Genomic DNA, 16,806 nt, shown 5'->3' with positions numbered 1-16,806 from the left:
CCTCCTTAGTAACTCAAAATAAAACCAAGGCTTGCATTAAAAGGAAGTCCCGGACGCAGGCCTGCAGGAACACGGGCCACGGCATATTCCTCATCCGTCAGGTTCAGCACATTCATGGTTAGGCCCAGGTTTTTGCTAAACTGGTATTTTCCGGAAAGGTCAACAATAAAATTTGATGGTACTTCCTCGGCATCGGGAATACTCCCACTTCCTGCCTCAGTTCGGAATGCACCGTTGTATCTTCCACTCAGGTTGATTTCAAAATCCTGGTGCTCCAGGGAAATACCCAGGTTAAACTGGTGCTTGGCAATATAAGGCAGTTCGTCTCCTGCAGTTACCTCACCCCAGAGATCGTCCTCGCTTCCGAAACTGTTTTGGAATTCTGTATCCGTAAAAGTATAGGCGAAGGTAACAGGGAGTTGAAATTTTTCATTGTTGGAAAGCAGGTTGTAGTTCAACAGCAATTCCAATCCACTTACATTGACGGCTCCTGCATTGAACTGTTCCAGGCTGCCTGTCCCCCCTGTTGCTGCGAGGTCGCTCCCCAGCAAATTACTGTAATCGTTAAAGAAGCCTATAATTTCTCCTGAAAGACCCAGGAAGGTAAATCGCGTTCCCAGTTCCAGATTAATACTTTCTTCGGCTTCTTCACCTTCCCTGCTGGTAGGAGGGGAGAATCCTTTGTGTACCCCGCCAAAAAGAGAAAATTGCTCAAAATTATAGTTGAATCCAATTCCGGGAATAAATACATCTACCTGATTAGACCTCTCGGAAAGATCAGTTCCTTCCCGGGTTATGTCATTGGTCCCGTAATTGATCCTGCCCAAACGAATACTTTCAAAGCGCAAACCCGGGGTCAGGGTGAGGTTGTTGTATTTTAACTTGTACAGGGCATAGCTTGAGAAGGCACGCGCATCACTGATCCGGTTTGCATCCGTTCCGGGAGTCCCGGCTGTGGTGAGATTCATTACCCCATTAGTAATGCCATAGCCGTCTACCCACTGGAATCGGTCTTCCTCATCGTAATGGTACCTCAGGCCAATTTCGATATCGTGGAAGGTTTCTTCCCCCTTCCAGTGATAGTCAAATTTTGTCTGGATACCGGTAGAGATGTAGTCTCTGTTATTGGCTTTGACGAGCAGTGCATCTGCCGCTGCATCCTGGCTGCCATTGATCAGGGCAAAATAGTCAGGGAATAATTCAGGATTTTCGAGGATTCCTGAGAGTCCTTCCCGCTGGCCATTGATGGTTACGCCATCCAACTTGTACCAGTTTCTGCTGAACTTGTTATAATAGGCTGTGGTAGAAAGACTGAAAAAATCATTAAATCGGAAGGTATGAGTGCCCATAAATTGCAGGTGATCGTTCGTCATCTGATCCCTTTGGGAGCCTGCGTACCGGCGAAACGGACTTGCATTGAAATCAGTATCGGTCAAACCCAGATAAGTCTCATCCGAAACTTCATCCGAATACTGGAATTTCAGCATAAAGGATTGAGGAAGTTTGGAATCGGGCCTGGAGTTGTATCGGAATTTGGCTACCAGGTCGTTTTTGTTAAAACCGGTATCCCCACCCCGGTCCAGGTCCTTAAAGCCATTGGAATTGAAGTTAAGGTATTCTACAGCATACCCGAATCTTTCTTTGCGGTCACCGAACTTAGCGTGTAATCGACCGCTGTTAAAACTGCCATAGCCTCCACTTAAGCTTGCTTGAAATGCCTCGGGAATGGGCAGTGAAAGCATGTTGATAGCCCCCCCGGTAGTAAAGGGGCCGTATTGTACCTGACTACTTCCTTTTAAGATTTCCACAGCCTGCATGCGGGCAACGGAAGGAAAGTAATAAGCTGCGGGAGCACTGTATGGGGCAGGTGCTATAAGTACACCATCTTCCATCAGGGTAATCTTGGCACTTCTTTCAGGAGAGGTTCCCCTCAAGCTAATGTTAGGCCTAAGGCCAAAACCATCCTCCTCATATACGGTCACTCCCGGAACTGACCGCAATACGCGATTGATGTCCGTGTAATCAAATTTTTTAATTTCCTTAGGAGAAATGTAATACGCTGCGCCGGTACGATTCTGTGCCTGGAATTTGCTTCCCAGGATTTCATTGGCAGATAGAACTACTTCGTCAAGTTTAACCAGATTAGAGTCCCGCTGTGTAATTAGTCTTGTTGATTGAGCAGCCAGATTAAAACTGACGATACTAAATATAATCAGAACAGAATACCGTAACATTTTATTTAGATTGATTAAAAATAAAGTGTAAAAGTAGTAAGTAAACGGGGATTTGACAAGCTTATTTGGAAAGATTTTAAATAAGAAATTCTTAGGTTTTTGTAATCAATCGGTTATGAATAAAAATTAACATTTGCTGTTTTTATAGCCTCAGGCTGCCCACCGTGTTTAAGCCGATAAAAAACCGTATATTTGCACGCAATTAATCCTTAATTGCCATGGACGCTCACCTAAAGAAGATCGTTGGAGAAGGCCTCACCTATGACGATGTCCTCCTTGTTCCTGCTTATTCCGAAATACTTCCCAGAGAAGTTGATATCTCTTCCAGATTTACCAAGAACATCCGCCTTAATGTTCCTATAGTCTCTGCGGCTATGGATACGGTAACGGAGTCTAAAATGGCTATAGCTATGGCCAGGGAAGGCGGAATAGGGGTATTGCATAAAAATATGACCATCGCCAACCAGGCTCTTAAAGTTCGGAAAGTGAAGCGCGCGGAAAGCGGCATGATCATGGATCCCGTAACCCTTCCTTTATCGGCCATAGTACTTGATGCCAAGGAATCCATGCGGGAACATAGCATTGGCGGTATACCCATAGTGGATGAAAACAACAAACTGGCCGGTATCGTAACCAACAGGGACCTGCGTTTCGAAAAGAACAACAACAGGCCCATTACCGAGGTGATGACTTCTCAGAACCTTGTTACTGTGGGTGAGGGTACTTCAATGGAGGAAGCTGAGGAAATATTACAGGCAAACAAAATAGAAAAGCTTCCGGTCGTTAATAAAGACAATAAACTCGTTGGATTAATCACTTTCCGGGATATCACCAAGGTTACCCAGAAGCCCATGGCCAACAAGGATAAATATGGTCGGCTCCGGGTTGCTGCAGCCATAGGCGTAACCGCAGATGCTGCTGAAAGGACTGAAGCTCTTGTAAATGCAGGTGTGGACGCCGTAATCATTGACACAGCGCACGGGCATACCAAAGGGGTAATTGCTGTTTTAAAAGAGATAAAGGCCAATCACCCGGAACTGGATGTGGTGGTAGGTAATATTGCTACTGGGGAAGCTGCAAAGTATCTGGTTGAAGCCGGTGCAGATGCCGTAAAAGTTGGAATTGGACCCGGATCCATTTGTACCACGCGCGTGGTGGCTGGGGTTGGGTTTCCACAATTCTCTGCTGTACTTGAAGTAGCAGCTGCTATCAAAGGCAGTGGTGTACCCGTAATTGCGGATGGGGGTATACGATATACCGGAGATATTCCCAAAGCCATAGCCGCAGGTGCCGATTGCGTTATGCTCGGATCCCTGCTGGCCGGTACCAAAGAATCCCCTGGGGAAACTATTATCTATGAAGGTCGTAAGTTTAAATCGTACCGCGGCATGGGATCGGTTGAGGCCATGAAAGAAGGAAGTAAGGACCGCTATTTCCAGGATGTGGAAGACGATATAAAGAAACTGGTTCCTGAGGGAATTGTGGGCCGGGTGCCCTACAAGGGGGATCTTTTTGAAAGTATCCATCAGTTTGTGGGTGGACTCAGAGCAGGTATGGGCTATTGCGGAGCCAGGGATGTACAAACCCTGCAGGATTCTGCCAGGTTTGTAAAGATCACCTCAAGTGGTATCGCGGAGAGCCATCCACACCACGTAACCATTACCAAGGAATCTCCTAATTACAGCAGATAAATATTTCGAAAAGAAAATGGATAGAGCCTAAGGGTTTATCTGCTCTGGCCACTGTATGTTTTCCAGTCTTGTCTCAGGTAAATATTGTCTCCGAAATAACGGGCAATGTTTAAAAAAGGCTCAGGTTTCTGGTATCCCGGAACTGGTGAAAGCATGTTAAGGTTTTCATCCAGAAAAACTACAGTAGGATAACTTAGTCGGCCCTGTAGAAGGGCGGCGGCAAATTCGTGATAACCCCTTCGACCTGAAGGAACAAACTTAAAGGTTTTGCCTTTGAAATTGATGGGTTCCTTTCCCTCCCCGTCTAGTTTAACCATGTAGAAATTCTCTGTCATATAGGCGGCTACCTCCTCATTCTGAAAGGTGTCCTTGTCCATCTTCTTGCACCAGCCGCACCAGTCAGTGTAAACATCGATGAATATTTTCTTGGGATTTTCTTCTGTAGTAGCCAGCTGGGCTGCTTCTTCCCAGCTCATCCATTGTACTTTCTGTCCGAGTACAGAATTGCTTGTGAGCAGGAATAGAAAAACAGCAATTAATTGGAAAATTCTGGGGGCAAAATTAGTCATGAGATAGCTTTTGAGGAATCAGTCCAATTTCTATACCAAAACTAACGAAAATAATGAGATTTTATTTTACCGCAGGCTTTCTGGACGGGGCTTTGAAAAGATCGTCTACATCGATTTGATTGCGGATCAGGTCGTCAAAGTCTTCCCTTTTTCGGATCAGGATCGCTTTGCCTTCATGCCAGAGCACTTCCGCCGGCCGGTATCGTGAATTGTAATTGCTGGCCATGGTAAAGCAGTACGCCCCTGCATTTTTGAAACAGAGGATATCGCCCTCTGAGATTTCCGGGATGCGGCGGTTGTTGCCAAAAGTATCGGTCTCGCAGATATAGCCTACTACGGAATAGAAACGCTCCTTGCCTTCAGGGTTGGAGATATTTATTATTTCATGAGACGAACCGTAGAACATAGGCCTGATGAGGTGGTTAAAGCCAGAATCCACACCTGCAAAAACTGTGGAGGTAGTTTGTTTGACCACATTTACTTTGGCAAGGAAATATCCCGCTTCGCTCACCAGGAACTTGCCGGGTTCAAAGGCCAGGGTTAGCTCCCTGCCATAGCTTTTGCAGAATTCATTGAAACGGGTACTTAGTTTTTGTCCAAGTTCCTCAATATTGGTCTCTATGTCGCCTTCCTTGTAAGGCACTTTGAAACCGCTGCCAAAATCTATAAAATCAAGGCCTTTGAAATGCTTTGCCGTGTCAAAGAGGATTTCCGATGCGTAGAGGAAAACATCTATGTCCAGTATGTCGCTTCCCGTATGCATGTGGATCCCGTTCACCTTCATTTTGGTGAGTTCCACGATCCTCAGGATGTGGGGTATCTGGTGTATGCTGATACCGAACTTGGAGTCGATATGCCCCACGGAAATATTGTTGTTTCCTCCTGCCATCACATGTGGGTTGATGCGGATGCAAACAGGAATATCGGGATGCGCACTTCCAAATTGCTCAAGGAAGGAAAGGTTGTCGATGTTGATCTTGACGCCCAGTGCCGCAGCTTCCTCAATCTCTTCAAGGGAAACTCCATTGGGCGTAAAGATGATGTCTTCAGGCTTGAAACCAGCCATGAGCCCCAGCTTTACTTCCTGTATGGATACGGTATCCAGACCACTCCCCAGGCTGTTCATCAGCCTCAGAACAGACAGGTTTGACAAGGCCTTTACAGCATAATTCAGTTTAAGGCTGGGTACTGAACTGAATGCCCTGGTAAGCCTCTCGAACTGGGAGGTGATTTTTGCGCTGTCGTATACATAAACCGGCGCTCCGTATGTTTCTGCTACTGAAAGTAAGTCTGACGGTCTCATATCCGTTGCGATTTTGGCAAATCTAGGGGTCTTCTTCCGGGCACACAAGATATTGCCTTAGTTTTATATTTATACAACAAAAAGTTATAAATGTAACATTATGACTTTTTGGCTTATGCCGATTTGCTTTGTATTTTTAGGTAAAATCCTGCCATGAAAATACCGTTATTTCCTCTACAGACCATATTCTTTCCCGGTGAACAGGTGCCTTTGCACATATTTGAGGAACGCTACAAGGAGCTGATCCGGGATTGCAGGGAGGAGGCCACAACCTTTGGCATTCCGGTATATATAAACGACAGCATCGCCTATGGTACAGAAGTGCAGCTGGTAGAGGTTGTGAATACCTATGAAAGCGGGGCTATGGATATTGTTTGTGTAGCCCGACAGGTTTTCCGCGTGGTTACTTTTGAGAATGAGATGAGCGGTAAGTCCTACCCCGGAGGGATCGTTGAGTTTCTGGACAATGTGAAGGATGGGGACGAAAAACAGAAGCGGATAGTGCTGGACAGGTTAAGGGAACTGTATGATTTGATGGATGTACCCTTTGGTCCGCTCAAAGAAGATTTATTCAACAGTTTTACCCTGGCACACAAAATGGGCCTCTCTTTTGAGCAGGAATACCAGTTACTGCAGATGGCCCGGGAGAGCGAACGCCTCAGTTTTATCAAATCCCACCTGATTGGGACCATTATGGTGCTAAAGGAGGTGCAACGCACCAAAGAGCTGATTGATCTGAACGGGCATTTTCGGAACTTTGACCCGCTGGACTTCAAGGATTTTAAGATAAAGTAACTTAAGCGGATTACGCTATAATTTCGCCTCCCTGCAGCTGGTTCTAAATTGCTATCTTAGTTTCAGTAATGCATAATAAATAATACTTGCAGTTCAGCTTTGGTCGGGATAACCCAAATCAGTTAAGCAGCATATCGTCGGGAGTACGCAAATTTTAATGTACTTATTTTTATGAAACCTAAAACCAACTACACCAAAAGCGGGGATTTTAATATCGCCTATCAGGTAGTTGGCAAGGGTCCGGTGGACATCATTTACATACCTGGTTGGGTCTCCAACATTGATATGATGTGGGCCGAACCCAGACTTGCAGCCTTTCTGACAAGGCTTTCCCTTTTTTCAAGGCTTATTTTATTTGACAAAAGAGGTACGGGACTTTCGGATCGAACGGATGAATATTCCACTATGGAAGAACGGATGGACGATATCAATGCTGTTATGGATGCTGCAAATTCGGAAAAGGCATTTCTGTTTAGTCATTCAGAAGGTGGTTCGGTAAGCCTGTTGTTTTCCTTGAACTACCCGGAAAGAACATTGGGAGTTATCGGATTTGGAATATTTGCTAAACGCAGATTTTCCAAAGACTATCCATGGGCCCCTACCGACGAAGAGCGTGAAGTCTCTAATAAGTTAATAGAGGAGAATTGGGCTCACGGTGATTTGGATGAACTGCGTACCCTGGTACCGTCTTTAGCCCATGATCATGGATTTATGGACTGGCTCGCCAGCTATTTACGATCCGGGGCAAGCCCCAAAGCTGCCTTAATCCTGCATAAACAGTGCACTCATATAGATGTGACCGGGATTTTGGGCTCAATTAAGATTCCAACTTTACTCCTCTTCAGGATTGGGGATATAGAAATTCGTGTGGAAGAGGGAAGGTATCTGGCCGAACGTATCCCAAATTCCAAATTAGTGGAATTCCACGGTTCGGATCATCTCTTCTGGACTAGTGATACCTATCCTATTCTTGCTGAAATTGAAGAGTTTATAACAGGAATACGACCGGGAAGAATTGAATTTCAAAATGCAGAACCAATTAAGAGAAAATCGCGGATTGATCTGGAAACTGTAATGTCTGAAAACTTTCTGTATAATTTAAAAATCGAAGAATTCGCCAGATTATGTGGTAGAAGCCTGTCAGCATTTAAAAGAGATTTTAAAGCCAGTTTTAACACTACTCCTTCCAGATGGATCAAATCCAAACGTCTGGAACATGCCAAAAACCTTCTTTTGGAAAGTGAATTAAACATAAACCAGATTTCCTTTGATAGTGGTTTTGTAAACCCATCTCATTTCATTAAATCTTTTAAAGAAAAGTATAGGCTTCCTCCACTACAGTACAGGTACGAAAATTCCCAGGTCTGATCACTGATTCCAATTTTGGACGTTTTAGAATGTTTTTTGAACTATTCTGAAAATTCAACACGTTGATTTTTAATGACCTTTAGTATTTATTAAAATCAAACTTCACATATATGAAAACGAAATTAAGATTCGCCCTTCTTGGAATTACGCTGGTCGCATTTACCGCCTGCCAGGAACAAAAACAAGAACAAACTGCCAAAGTAGAGGAAACTAAGGTCGATTTGATTAATGATGAATTCCCGGAGGCCAAGCAGGAAGTCATGGAAACCTTTGGAGCTATAGCCCAGAGTATTCATGAAGGTGACCTGGACAAACTGATCTCCTTCCATGCCTATGGTCCAAAATTCACGGAATTCAAAAACGGAGAACCCAGAAATGGCGGAGCAGAAAATGAAGCGCATGAAAGAGGTGTATTTGGTTCCGTTACGGAAGTAGTCAAATTCGAAGCCAAAGATCTCCAGATTGCCGTATATGGAGACGTTGCCAATCTAACCTTCCATTCCGATTTTCATCTGAAATTTGGGGAAGACCTGGTTGTGGTAAACGATCAGATTACTTTACTCTTTGTAAAAACCGATAACGGTTGGAAAATGGTTCATGAACACCATTCGCCCCTCAACAAAGAGGAAGCATAGTTGATTTATGCAGACCATATAATTAAGCCAGAATTATAAGGTTTATAGTTCTGGCTCTTTCCCAAAATAAAAACAGGATGTAAAGCAAATTTTTATGAAAATACATGCTACATACAATTTCCTTTTGTCTGGTGTGATGCTCTTTTCATTTCTTTGGAACCAGGATCCACAGATGCGACCAGATGAATCAGAACCTGCCTCGAGAATTGAATACTTTACATTTTCAAACAACGGTACGCCCACAAAAGGAAAAATCTACATACCTGATTCGTACGATACCAATAAAAATATACCTGCCATTTATTTGATTGATTTTACAGAACAACACTTTAAGCTGGCTACAGATGAATTTGAAAAGGTAATTGCCGGAGTGGAACAGCTAGAGGGAGTTGAGGCCCTGGTGGTATCCCTGGAGGGCATTCCGGATATCGATGCCGAACCCGATTCGTATCAGCAACATTATTATATTTATAAGAATCTGGCCTCTTTTGTCGATGCCCAATATCCCAACAATTCCTCAAGAACATTTATCGGAAAAGGCAGCGAATCCGGAGTTGTACTGATGGCCATGTTTCTTGAAGATTCGAAAACTTCCATCTTTGAAAATTTTATAGCTACAGATCCTTCCGGGCTGTACACGGCTTCCCTGATTGATTTAATTGAGGGAGGGGATTTCCCACAAAACAAATCGGGTAAAAAACTCCATTTCTCTTTTTCTACCAGCAATGACCGGAATTCGTGTACCAGGCTGATCAATCTGATTGACAATGCCCGCTACCCCTGGCTGCAGTTCGAATCAAAAGAATATACGGATAGTAATTACGAAAACACCTACCCGATTGCTTTCGCAGAGGGCCTGCAGTATGTTTTAGGTGATTGATACCAGCAAACCGAATTACTGAGGGTTGAAATCAAACACATAAACATGTGAAATTTTCAGATACCTAAAACTGTGATATGATAAACCAGTCTGTAAAATATGCTCTTCAAGGGTTTTTTGCCTTAAATTGAAGAAATTCTACATTAACGCGAAACGGGGAATGAACAAGATCAGAAATAATCCTATCGAGATTGAAAAAGAAGAATTCAGGCGTATCGGTTATCAGCTTATTGATGACATCTCTGGTTTCATTAGCAGTATTGATGCAAAACCGGTAACCTACAATCGAAGTCCGTCACAAATTCAGCAGAAGATTGCTGCGACCTTACCCAAAAATGGTAGTCCTGCTGGGGAGTTATTGACAAAGACCACTGAATTGCTTATCAATAATTCACTCTTTAATGGTCATCCCAGGTTCCTCGGGTATATAACTTCTTCTGCAACGCCCATTGGCGCACTTGCCGATCTGCTGGCTGCTGCAGTAAATCCCAATGTGGGTGCTCATATTTTAAGTCCGGTGGCCACTGAGATAGAAAAACAAACTATAAAATGGCTGGCAGAATTTATTGGGGTATCCCCTAAATATGGTGGTGTTCTGGTTAGTGGAGGAAATATGGCAAATTTTACAGCCTTCCTGGCCGCAATAACTGCAAAGGCCCCCAAAGCGTATAAAACTAAAGGGGTAAGGTCCCTTACAGGTAACCCTGCAGTTTATTGTGCAAAATCCACCCATGCCTGGATTGAAAAGGCTGCCATACTTTTCGGACTGGGCTCAGATGCCATCCGATGGATACCCTGTGATTCCGCAAACAGCATGAAAACCACGGCTCTTGAGGAAAAAATTGAAGAGGACCTTAATAATGGCTGTCTTCCAATAATGGTAGTGGGTACAGCTGGTGATGTGAGTACAGGGGCCATAGACGACTTAACGGAAATCGGAAAGATTTGCCAGACCTATGATCTCTGGTATCATATTGATGGAGCATATGGTGTTCCTGCTGCAGTTGTACCGCAATACCGAGGTCTTTTCAACGGCATGGAGCAGGCCGATTCCATAGCACTGGATCCGCATAAATGGCTATATAGTCCCCTTGAAGCCGGATGTACGCTTGTTAAAGATCCAAAGCATCTGACAGACACCTTCAGTTCACATCCGGAGTATTATAATTTTGGCAGCGAGGAGGGAGAGTTTGCACAGAATTTTTACGAATACGGCCTTCAGAATTCCCGGGGGTTCAGAGCCCTTAAAGTGTGGCTTGGCTTGCAGCAAATGGGAAGAAATGGATATGAGAAGCTTATACGTGAGGATATCCAATTGGCAGAATTATTATATATGCTTGCTGATGAACACCCTCAATTACAGGCCGTTTCACAAAATTTGAGTATTACCACCTTCAGATATGTGCCAGAAGAATATGGTTCAGATGACAACTTTGACGAGGTTTACCTGAATTCGTTAAACGAAACCCTTGTCCATGCCCTGCAACGGGGCGGTGAAGTATTCTTGTCCAACGCCATTGTAGATCAGAAATACTGCCTGAGGGGCTGTATAGTAAATTTCAGAACCTCAGAAAAGGATATTCGGGATATTATCGAAATAGTGGTTCGAGAAGGAAGAAAGATGCATTTAAATCTGCAGAATAAAAAATAAAATCGATCTGCCATAACGCTTAAATGTGCCGGTATTATGAGGTTGGTCTTAATTTGCTATCTTAGGTTATCGTACACTTGGTTTGTTAAAGATATATTGAAGATCTTCCGGTGTGCCGATTTCATTTAGACCTCCTGTTCAATGCTTTACCGGGTTTTTAAATGGCTGTTTTACTTAACCGTTAAAGGGTATTTCCGTTCTATTTACATAAAAGGGAAAGAGAACATACCAGCCTCAGGTCCGGTCATTTTCGTGGCGAACCACAATAGTGCTTTTATGGACCCTATACTGCTCGCCGTCCATATCAATAGGCCTATCTATTTTCTGGCCCGTGGAGAATCCTTTACCTCAAAATTAGTATCCACCATTTTTGGGTGGTTGCATATGATTCCCATTTATAAACCGGAGATAACCCCGGATGAGGTCTATAAGAACAAGGCGATATTCCAGAAATGCTTTGACCACCTGGGTAGGGGAAAGACCATTATGATTTTTCCCGAGGGCATAAGCGAGACGGTGCGCAAACTCCGGCCCATAAAGACCGGAACGGCACGGATTGCTTTAGGTGCAGAAGAGCAGCATCAATTCGGGCTGGGTGTACAGATCGTTCCCATTGGTATCAATTATTCCAATCCGCATTATTTCAGAAGTGATGTTTTTGTCGAGGTGGGATCATCCATTGGCCTGGATCAGTACCGGGAAGGGTATAATGCGGATCCCGTGGGGGCAGTTCTGGAGCTGACTAATTTGATCAAGGACCGGTTGGAACAGCTAATTGTTATGGTGGAGGATCAAAGCATAGATCAGCTGGTGAAGGATATAGAACGCCTGTATCGCAGTACACTAAGGGAGGAAATGCCTGAAGAGCACAAAGCTTCCCAGGACTTCTACCTTTCACAGGAGATTGTAAAGGCGGTTGTTTTTAACAGGCAGAACCGTCCGAAAAAGTCTTTTAAATTCGAACGCAGGATCAGGCAATATTTTCGGGCCCTGGACAAGCTGAAGATCAGCGATTCGAAATTTCGGGACCCTGGTTCCAATAATCCCTCACCATGGCGAATTCCTTATTTTATTTTCGGATTGCCCATATTTGTCTACGGTTTTTTGGTAAACATTTTACCCTATATGACCGTCGGCCTGTTGTCGCGTCGTGTGAGTGTGAGGGCCGACTTTATCGGTTCTATGAAACTGGCCTTTGGGATGTTTGTTTTCCTGATTTTTTATGTCCTGCAAGTACTGATATTTGCTACCTTAACCAACTGGGCCTGGGGAATAGTATTTGCTTTGTCATTGTACCCGGGTGGCTTATTTGCGGTGAACTACCTGAACCAATGGTATCGTTTTAAAGCATATCTAAACTATCTCAGACTTAAAGCTAAAAGAAAAGAGCCTATTGGCAGGCTGCAGAGACTTCGTGATGAATTGTTGAATGAATTGGATGTAGGTAGGCATTCATATCTGGAAAGCCTTGATTAAAATTTCCCTATCTTATTATGAAATTGGAAGCAATAACTTTGAGACTTTAAGTGACTACAGATTAAATTGGATAAAATGGATAAGCCTAACTGGTTAAAAGAAGCGGAAGAAACCCTGATACGGTATTGCGGGGATTTTTCACCCATCCTGGTTGAAAAGGCAAAGGGCTCCTATATTCATACTAAAGACGGCAAGCGCATTCTGGATTTCACCTCCGGCCAGATGTGCTCTGTTTATGGACATAACCACGAAAAAATAATCCAGGCCATTCAGATGGCTACAAAAGATAGTATCCACCTGCTGAGCACCATGCTTTCCCCTGCTGTTATTGAATTAAGCAAACAGCTGGTCGACTTGTTGCCTGAAGGACTGGATAAAGCCGTATTTGTTAACACTGGTTCGGAATCTAACGAGGTTGCCATCCGAATGGCAAAACTGGCTTCAGAAGGCTTTGAGATCGTTGGGTTCCTGGGTTCCTGGCATGGTATGACCGCGGGTGCTCAATCGAGCACCTATTCCCATACCCGCAAAGGCTACGGGCCTGTAATTCCGGGAAACCTGTCGATTCCTGCGCCTTATGCCTACCGGTGTCCTGTAAAACATTGCAATAATAAATGCGACAACACCTGCCTGGAAGTGGGTATGGCCATGGTAGACCAGCAATCTGTGGGGGCTTACGCGGCCTGTATTATTGAACCGGTATTGAGCGCTGCCGGTATTGTGGAGTTATCGCCGGAATATTTGAAAAGGCTAAAAGAGCTTTGTGATGAAAGAGGACTTTACCTGATCCTGGATGAGGCACAAACTGGCTTCGGGAGGCTGGGGGTTAATTTCGGATTTGAATTACTGGAGGTTCAACCGGATTTTCTTACCCTCTCCAAAACCCTGGGGGGTGGATTGCCACTGGCCGCAACCGTTACAAGTAGGAAAATCGAAGAGGACTGTTATGAAAAGGGATTTATCAATATTACTTCTCACATTTCAGACCCCTTACCTGCCCGGGTGGGTCTGGCTATGATCGACATATTGATCAATGAAAAAATGGCTGAAAACGCTGAGGTGCAGGGGGCTTATCTGAAGCAGCGATTGCTGGAATTGAAAAACGAATTTGAGTGCATTGGCGATGTAAGGGGTGGGGGGTTGCTGCTTGGTGTGGAGATCGTTAGAGACAGGGAATCCAGGGAACCCGATATCGCATTAGGAAACAAAATTGCAGATACCTGCCTGGAAATGGGATTAAGCATGAATATTGTGAGGGTGAAGGGTTTTGGAGGCGTATTCCGCATTGCCCCGCCTTTGTCCATTACCCAGGAGGAAATTGATTTGGGCATTGAGATCATGGCCAGCGCCATCAGAAAATCAATCACCTAAAACCAGCTACTAACTGCAAACTACCAGCCACAAACCATGATCCTGCAAACCGAACGGCTCATCTTAAGAGAAATGCTGCCTTCAGACGAAACGAATATGTTGCGATTACACAGCCATCCCCAGGTACAGCAATACACGGGAGATACAATAATTACAACCCTTGAAGGGATTCATGGGAAAATAGAAGAGAAGATTGCCGAATACAAAAAGTACGGGTATGGCCGCTGGGTTGCGATCCTCAGGGAGGAAATGGAATTTATCGGTTGGGCCGGTTTGTCCTACCTCCCTGAATTTGACGAGATAGACCTGGGCTATCGGTTTTTACCGGAGTTCTGGGGTAGGGGATTAGCCACGGAGGCCTCCCGGGCAATTCTCAAATATGGATTTGAAGAACTCAAACTAAATAGGATAATTGCCATGGCCCTTCCGGATAACGAAGCATCGATAAGGGTGATGCAAAAAGCAGGCATGCAATTTGAAAAATTTGCGCCTTATGAACCTGGAAGCAAAGATGTAGTTTGGTATGCTCTCAGCGCAAACGACTATTCTAAAAACCCGGCCATTCAAACCTAGCTGGCTTGATTCAAATATTGCCTCCCAATTAATTGTTCTAATGGTAGGTGTTTCCTATTTTTGCCAGCAATAAAATTGAGCATATGAATCTTCACGAATACCAGGGAAAAGAAATCTTAGCGAGTTTTGGAGTGCGCATTCAGCGCGGTAAAGTGGCACAAACCCCTCAGGAAGCGGTGGCTGTTGCCAAAGAGCTTACTGAAGAAACCGGGACTTCCTGGTATGTAGTAAAGGCCCAGGTCCATGCAGGAGGTCGTGGAAAGGGCGGAGGTGTTAAGCTGGCCAAAGGTATTGAGCATGTAGAGGAAATAGCCGATCAGATCATCGGGATGAACCTGGTTACCCCTCAGACATCAGCTGAAGGAAAGAAAGTGCACCAGGTACTGATAGCTGAGGATGTTTACTACCCTGGAGAGAGCGAGACCAGTGAATTTTATATGTCGGTCTTGCTTAATCGTGCCATTGGGAAGAATATGATCATGTATTCAACCGAGGGTGGGATGGATATTGAGGAGGTTGCGGAAAAAACCCCTCACCTGATCTTTACCGAGGAGGTAGATCCTGCCGTTGGGCTGTTGCCGTTCCAGGCCAGGAAGATCGCCTTTAATTTAGGATTGAGTGGCGGAGCTTACAAGGAGATGGTCAAGTTCGTTACAGCACTCTATACTGCCTATGAGAAAAGTGATTCCAACCTGTTTGAGATCAACCCTGTGTTAAAGACTTCGGATGATAAGATCCTGGCGGTGGATGCCAAGGTAACCATTGACGACAATGCCCTTTACAGAAGAAAGGAATACGCTGCCATGCGCGATATCAGGGAAGAAAGCCCTATCGAAGTTGAAGCCACCGCATTGGGCCTCAACTACGTAGACCTGGATGGAAATGTTGGCTGTATGGTAAATGGGGCTGGTCTGGCGATGGCCACTATGGACCTTATCAAAATGGCAGGCGGGGAGCCCGCAAATTTCCTGGATGTTGGTGGTACTGCTGATGCCAAAAGGGTTGAGGAGGCATTCCGTATTATCCTTAAAGACCCAAACGTAAAGGCTATACTCATCAATATTTTCGGGGGTATTGTCCGCTGTGACAGGGTGGCCCAGGGTGTGGTGGACGCCTACAAAAATATGGGTGATGCCATTCAGGTTCCTATAATCGTTCGATTGCAAGGTACCAATGCCGATCTGGCTAAAGAGATTATAGACAACTCCGGACTTGCCGTGCATTCTGCAACCCTCTTCAAAGAAGCAGCAGATAAGGTGGAAGAAGTGTTGTCATAAATAACTGAAACAAAATTTACGGGGCGATGTTAGCAAAACATCGCCTTTTTTTTTGCCTCATTCTTTCCTGATAGTTGTTTTTATTAAGCTTTGGTTAAACCTATAATTTAAAATACAATAGCTGAATTTATTCTGCTGATTCTGCAACGAATTTATACTGTAAATGATTAAAGTTTTGTTAAAAAAGAAAATGCTTGTAACATTCGCAATAATAACTCGTCTCTTATAACAAATCATCAATTAATCATCAATCATTAAACAAACAACATCATGAGAAAAATTAGTTTAGTATTCCTGTCCGCTGTATTCTTAGTAACAACCAGCTTATCTGCCACTGAACCAGAACCTGTTTCAGAAGCATCAAAGCAATTGTTTAGCCAGATTTCGGAACTCCTTGACAAAAAGATAACCGTTAAGGAAGATCTTACTGCAACGGTTATGATCACTATCAATGAGGATAGCGAAATCGTTGTTATTTCTGTGGACACAGGTGATGAAAAACTGGAGCAGGCCCTTAAGTCTCGTCTGAATTACGAAAAAGTAGATCTCGCCCCACATCACGCAGGAAAACTATATAAGGTTCCTGTTCGCATTACGGCATAGTGAACTAACAGAAAAAAAATCCTGAACAAGTTTTCAGGATTTTTTTTTGCCTTTTTTTGGATAAGGAACGGTACTTTTTTTGGTTGGCACTGATTTGGAGGTTGACTGCTGTGAACCGGACTTAAGCACATCACCCGGATATTTAGGGTTTTCTTTAGTGCCTCGCAAATGAAGTACAAGGCCATTCAGGAAATTCCGAAGCACCTGATCTCCGCATTCCATGTATTTCGGGTGTCCCTCGCGACGGCAAAAAGCTCCTATTTCAGACTTGGAGATCTTGAAATCTACCCCTTTGAGGATATCCACAATTTCGTCATCCCTTAGCATTAAAGCTACCCTTAGCTTTTTTAAAACATCGTTGTTGTTCATTAAATACGTTT

Annotated in this window: 15 protein-coding genes; 11 read left to right on the top strand and 4 right to left on the bottom strand. The window is 44.2% G+C overall.

Going from position 1 to position 16,806, the window contains the following annotated elements; genetic code table 11:
* Positions 1–5: 5 nt before the first annotated feature.
* Positions 6–2,234 (bottom strand): TonB-dependent receptor family protein, encoded by a 2,229-nt coding sequence (locus tag OO016_RS12850; protein ID WP_266014733.1) that lies wholly within the window; start codon positions 2,232–2,234, stop codon positions 6–8.
* A 218-nt stretch (positions 2,235–2,452) separates the two neighbouring features.
* On the opposite strand from OO016_RS12850, the gene guaB reads away from it, so the two are divergent.
* Positions 2,453–3,925: an IMP dehydrogenase gene (gene guaB / locus OO016_RS12845; protein WP_266014730.1), complete on the top strand. Its 1,473-nt coding sequence runs from the start codon at positions 2,453–2,455 to the stop codon at positions 3,923–3,925.
* A 35-nt stretch (positions 3,926–3,960) separates the two neighbouring features.
* Here the strand turns inward: guaB and OO016_RS12840 are convergent, their stop codons facing one another.
* The gene (locus tag OO016_RS12840) at positions 3,961–4,494 is read right to left on the bottom strand and encodes a thioredoxin family protein (protein ID WP_266014728.1); all 534 of its coding nucleotides are present in this window, start codon (positions 4,492–4,494) and stop codon (positions 3,961–3,963) included.
* Positions 4,495–4,555: 61 nt separating this feature from the next.
* The gene (lysA, locus tag OO016_RS12835) at positions 4,556–5,797 is read right to left on the bottom strand and encodes a diaminopimelate decarboxylase (protein WP_266014725.1); all 1,242 of its coding nucleotides are present in this window, start codon (positions 5,795–5,797) and stop codon (positions 4,556–4,558) included.
* A gap of 153 nt (positions 5,798–5,950) precedes the next feature.
* On the opposite strand from lysA, the gene OO016_RS12830 reads away from it, so the two are divergent.
* The 10 genes from OO016_RS12830 to OO016_RS12785 all read left to right on the top strand — a co-directional run bounded on the left by OO016_RS12830 (position 5,951) and on the right by OO016_RS12785 (position 16,426).
* Complete coding sequence (locus OO016_RS12830) at positions 5,951–6,592, top strand: LON peptidase substrate-binding domain-containing protein (protein ID WP_266014723.1); 642 nt, start codon at positions 5,951–5,953, stop codon at positions 6,590–6,592.
* Positions 6,593–6,763: 171 nt separating this feature from the next.
* Positions 6,764–7,960, top strand: coding sequence for an alpha/beta fold hydrolase (locus OO016_RS12825; RefSeq protein ID WP_266014721.1), 1,197 nt, complete (start codon positions 6,764–6,766; stop codon positions 7,958–7,960).
* A gap of 110 nt (positions 7,961–8,070) precedes the next feature.
* Positions 8,071–8,595 carry a nuclear transport factor 2 family protein gene (locus OO016_RS12820; RefSeq protein WP_266014716.1) on the top strand — a complete coding sequence of 175 codons (525 nt, stop codon included), beginning with the start codon at positions 8,071–8,073 and terminating at the stop codon, positions 8,593–8,595.
* A gap of 94 nt (positions 8,596–8,689) precedes the next feature.
* Positions 8,690–9,475 (top strand): alpha/beta hydrolase family protein, encoded by a 786-nt coding sequence (locus tag OO016_RS12815; RefSeq protein WP_266014713.1) that lies wholly within the window; start codon positions 8,690–8,692, stop codon positions 9,473–9,475.
* A 160-nt stretch (positions 9,476–9,635) separates the two neighbouring features.
* Complete coding sequence (locus OO016_RS12810; protein WP_266014710.1) at positions 9,636–11,126, top strand: pyridoxal phosphate-dependent decarboxylase family protein; 1,491 nt, start codon at positions 9,636–9,638, stop codon at positions 11,124–11,126.
* 141 nt (positions 11,127–11,267) lie between these two features.
* On the top strand, positions 11,268–12,602 hold the full coding sequence (locus OO016_RS12805; protein ID WP_266014708.1) for a lysophospholipid acyltransferase family protein: 1,335 nt from the start codon (positions 11,268–11,270) through the stop codon (positions 12,600–12,602).
* Between the two features lie 75 nt (positions 12,603–12,677).
* Positions 12,678–13,973 (top strand): aspartate aminotransferase family protein, encoded by a 1,296-nt coding sequence (locus tag OO016_RS12800; protein WP_266014704.1) that lies wholly within the window; start codon positions 12,678–12,680, stop codon positions 13,971–13,973.
* A 36-nt stretch (positions 13,974–14,009) separates the two neighbouring features.
* Complete coding sequence (locus tag OO016_RS12795; RefSeq protein WP_266014701.1) at positions 14,010–14,546, top strand: GNAT family N-acetyltransferase; 537 nt, start codon at positions 14,010–14,012, stop codon at positions 14,544–14,546.
* An 83-nt stretch (positions 14,547–14,629) separates the two neighbouring features.
* Entirely contained in the window at positions 14,630–15,823 is a 1,194-nt protein-coding gene (gene sucC, locus OO016_RS12790) for an ADP-forming succinate--CoA ligase subunit beta (RefSeq protein WP_266014696.1), read from the top strand.
* A 270-nt stretch (positions 15,824–16,093) separates the two neighbouring features.
* Positions 16,094–16,426: a hypothetical protein gene (locus OO016_RS12785; RefSeq protein WP_266014694.1), complete on the top strand. Its 333-nt coding sequence runs from the start codon at positions 16,094–16,096 to the stop codon at positions 16,424–16,426.
* A 33-nt stretch (positions 16,427–16,459) separates the two neighbouring features.
* Here the strand turns inward: OO016_RS12785 and OO016_RS12780 are convergent, their stop codons facing one another.
* Positions 16,460–16,795: a DUF1456 family protein gene (locus tag OO016_RS12780; protein ID WP_266014691.1), complete on the bottom strand. Its 336-nt coding sequence runs from the start codon at positions 16,793–16,795 to the stop codon at positions 16,460–16,462.
* Positions 16,796–16,806 lie beyond the last annotated feature (11 nt).

This window comes from Lentiprolixibacter aurantiacus (assembly GCF_026241225.1).
In the GTDB taxonomy this organism is placed as follows: Bacteria; Bacteroidota; Bacteroidia; order Flavobacteriales; family Flavobacteriaceae; genus Lentiprolixibacter; species Lentiprolixibacter aurantiacus.
This window is presented reverse-complemented; position numbering and strand designations above follow the sequence as displayed.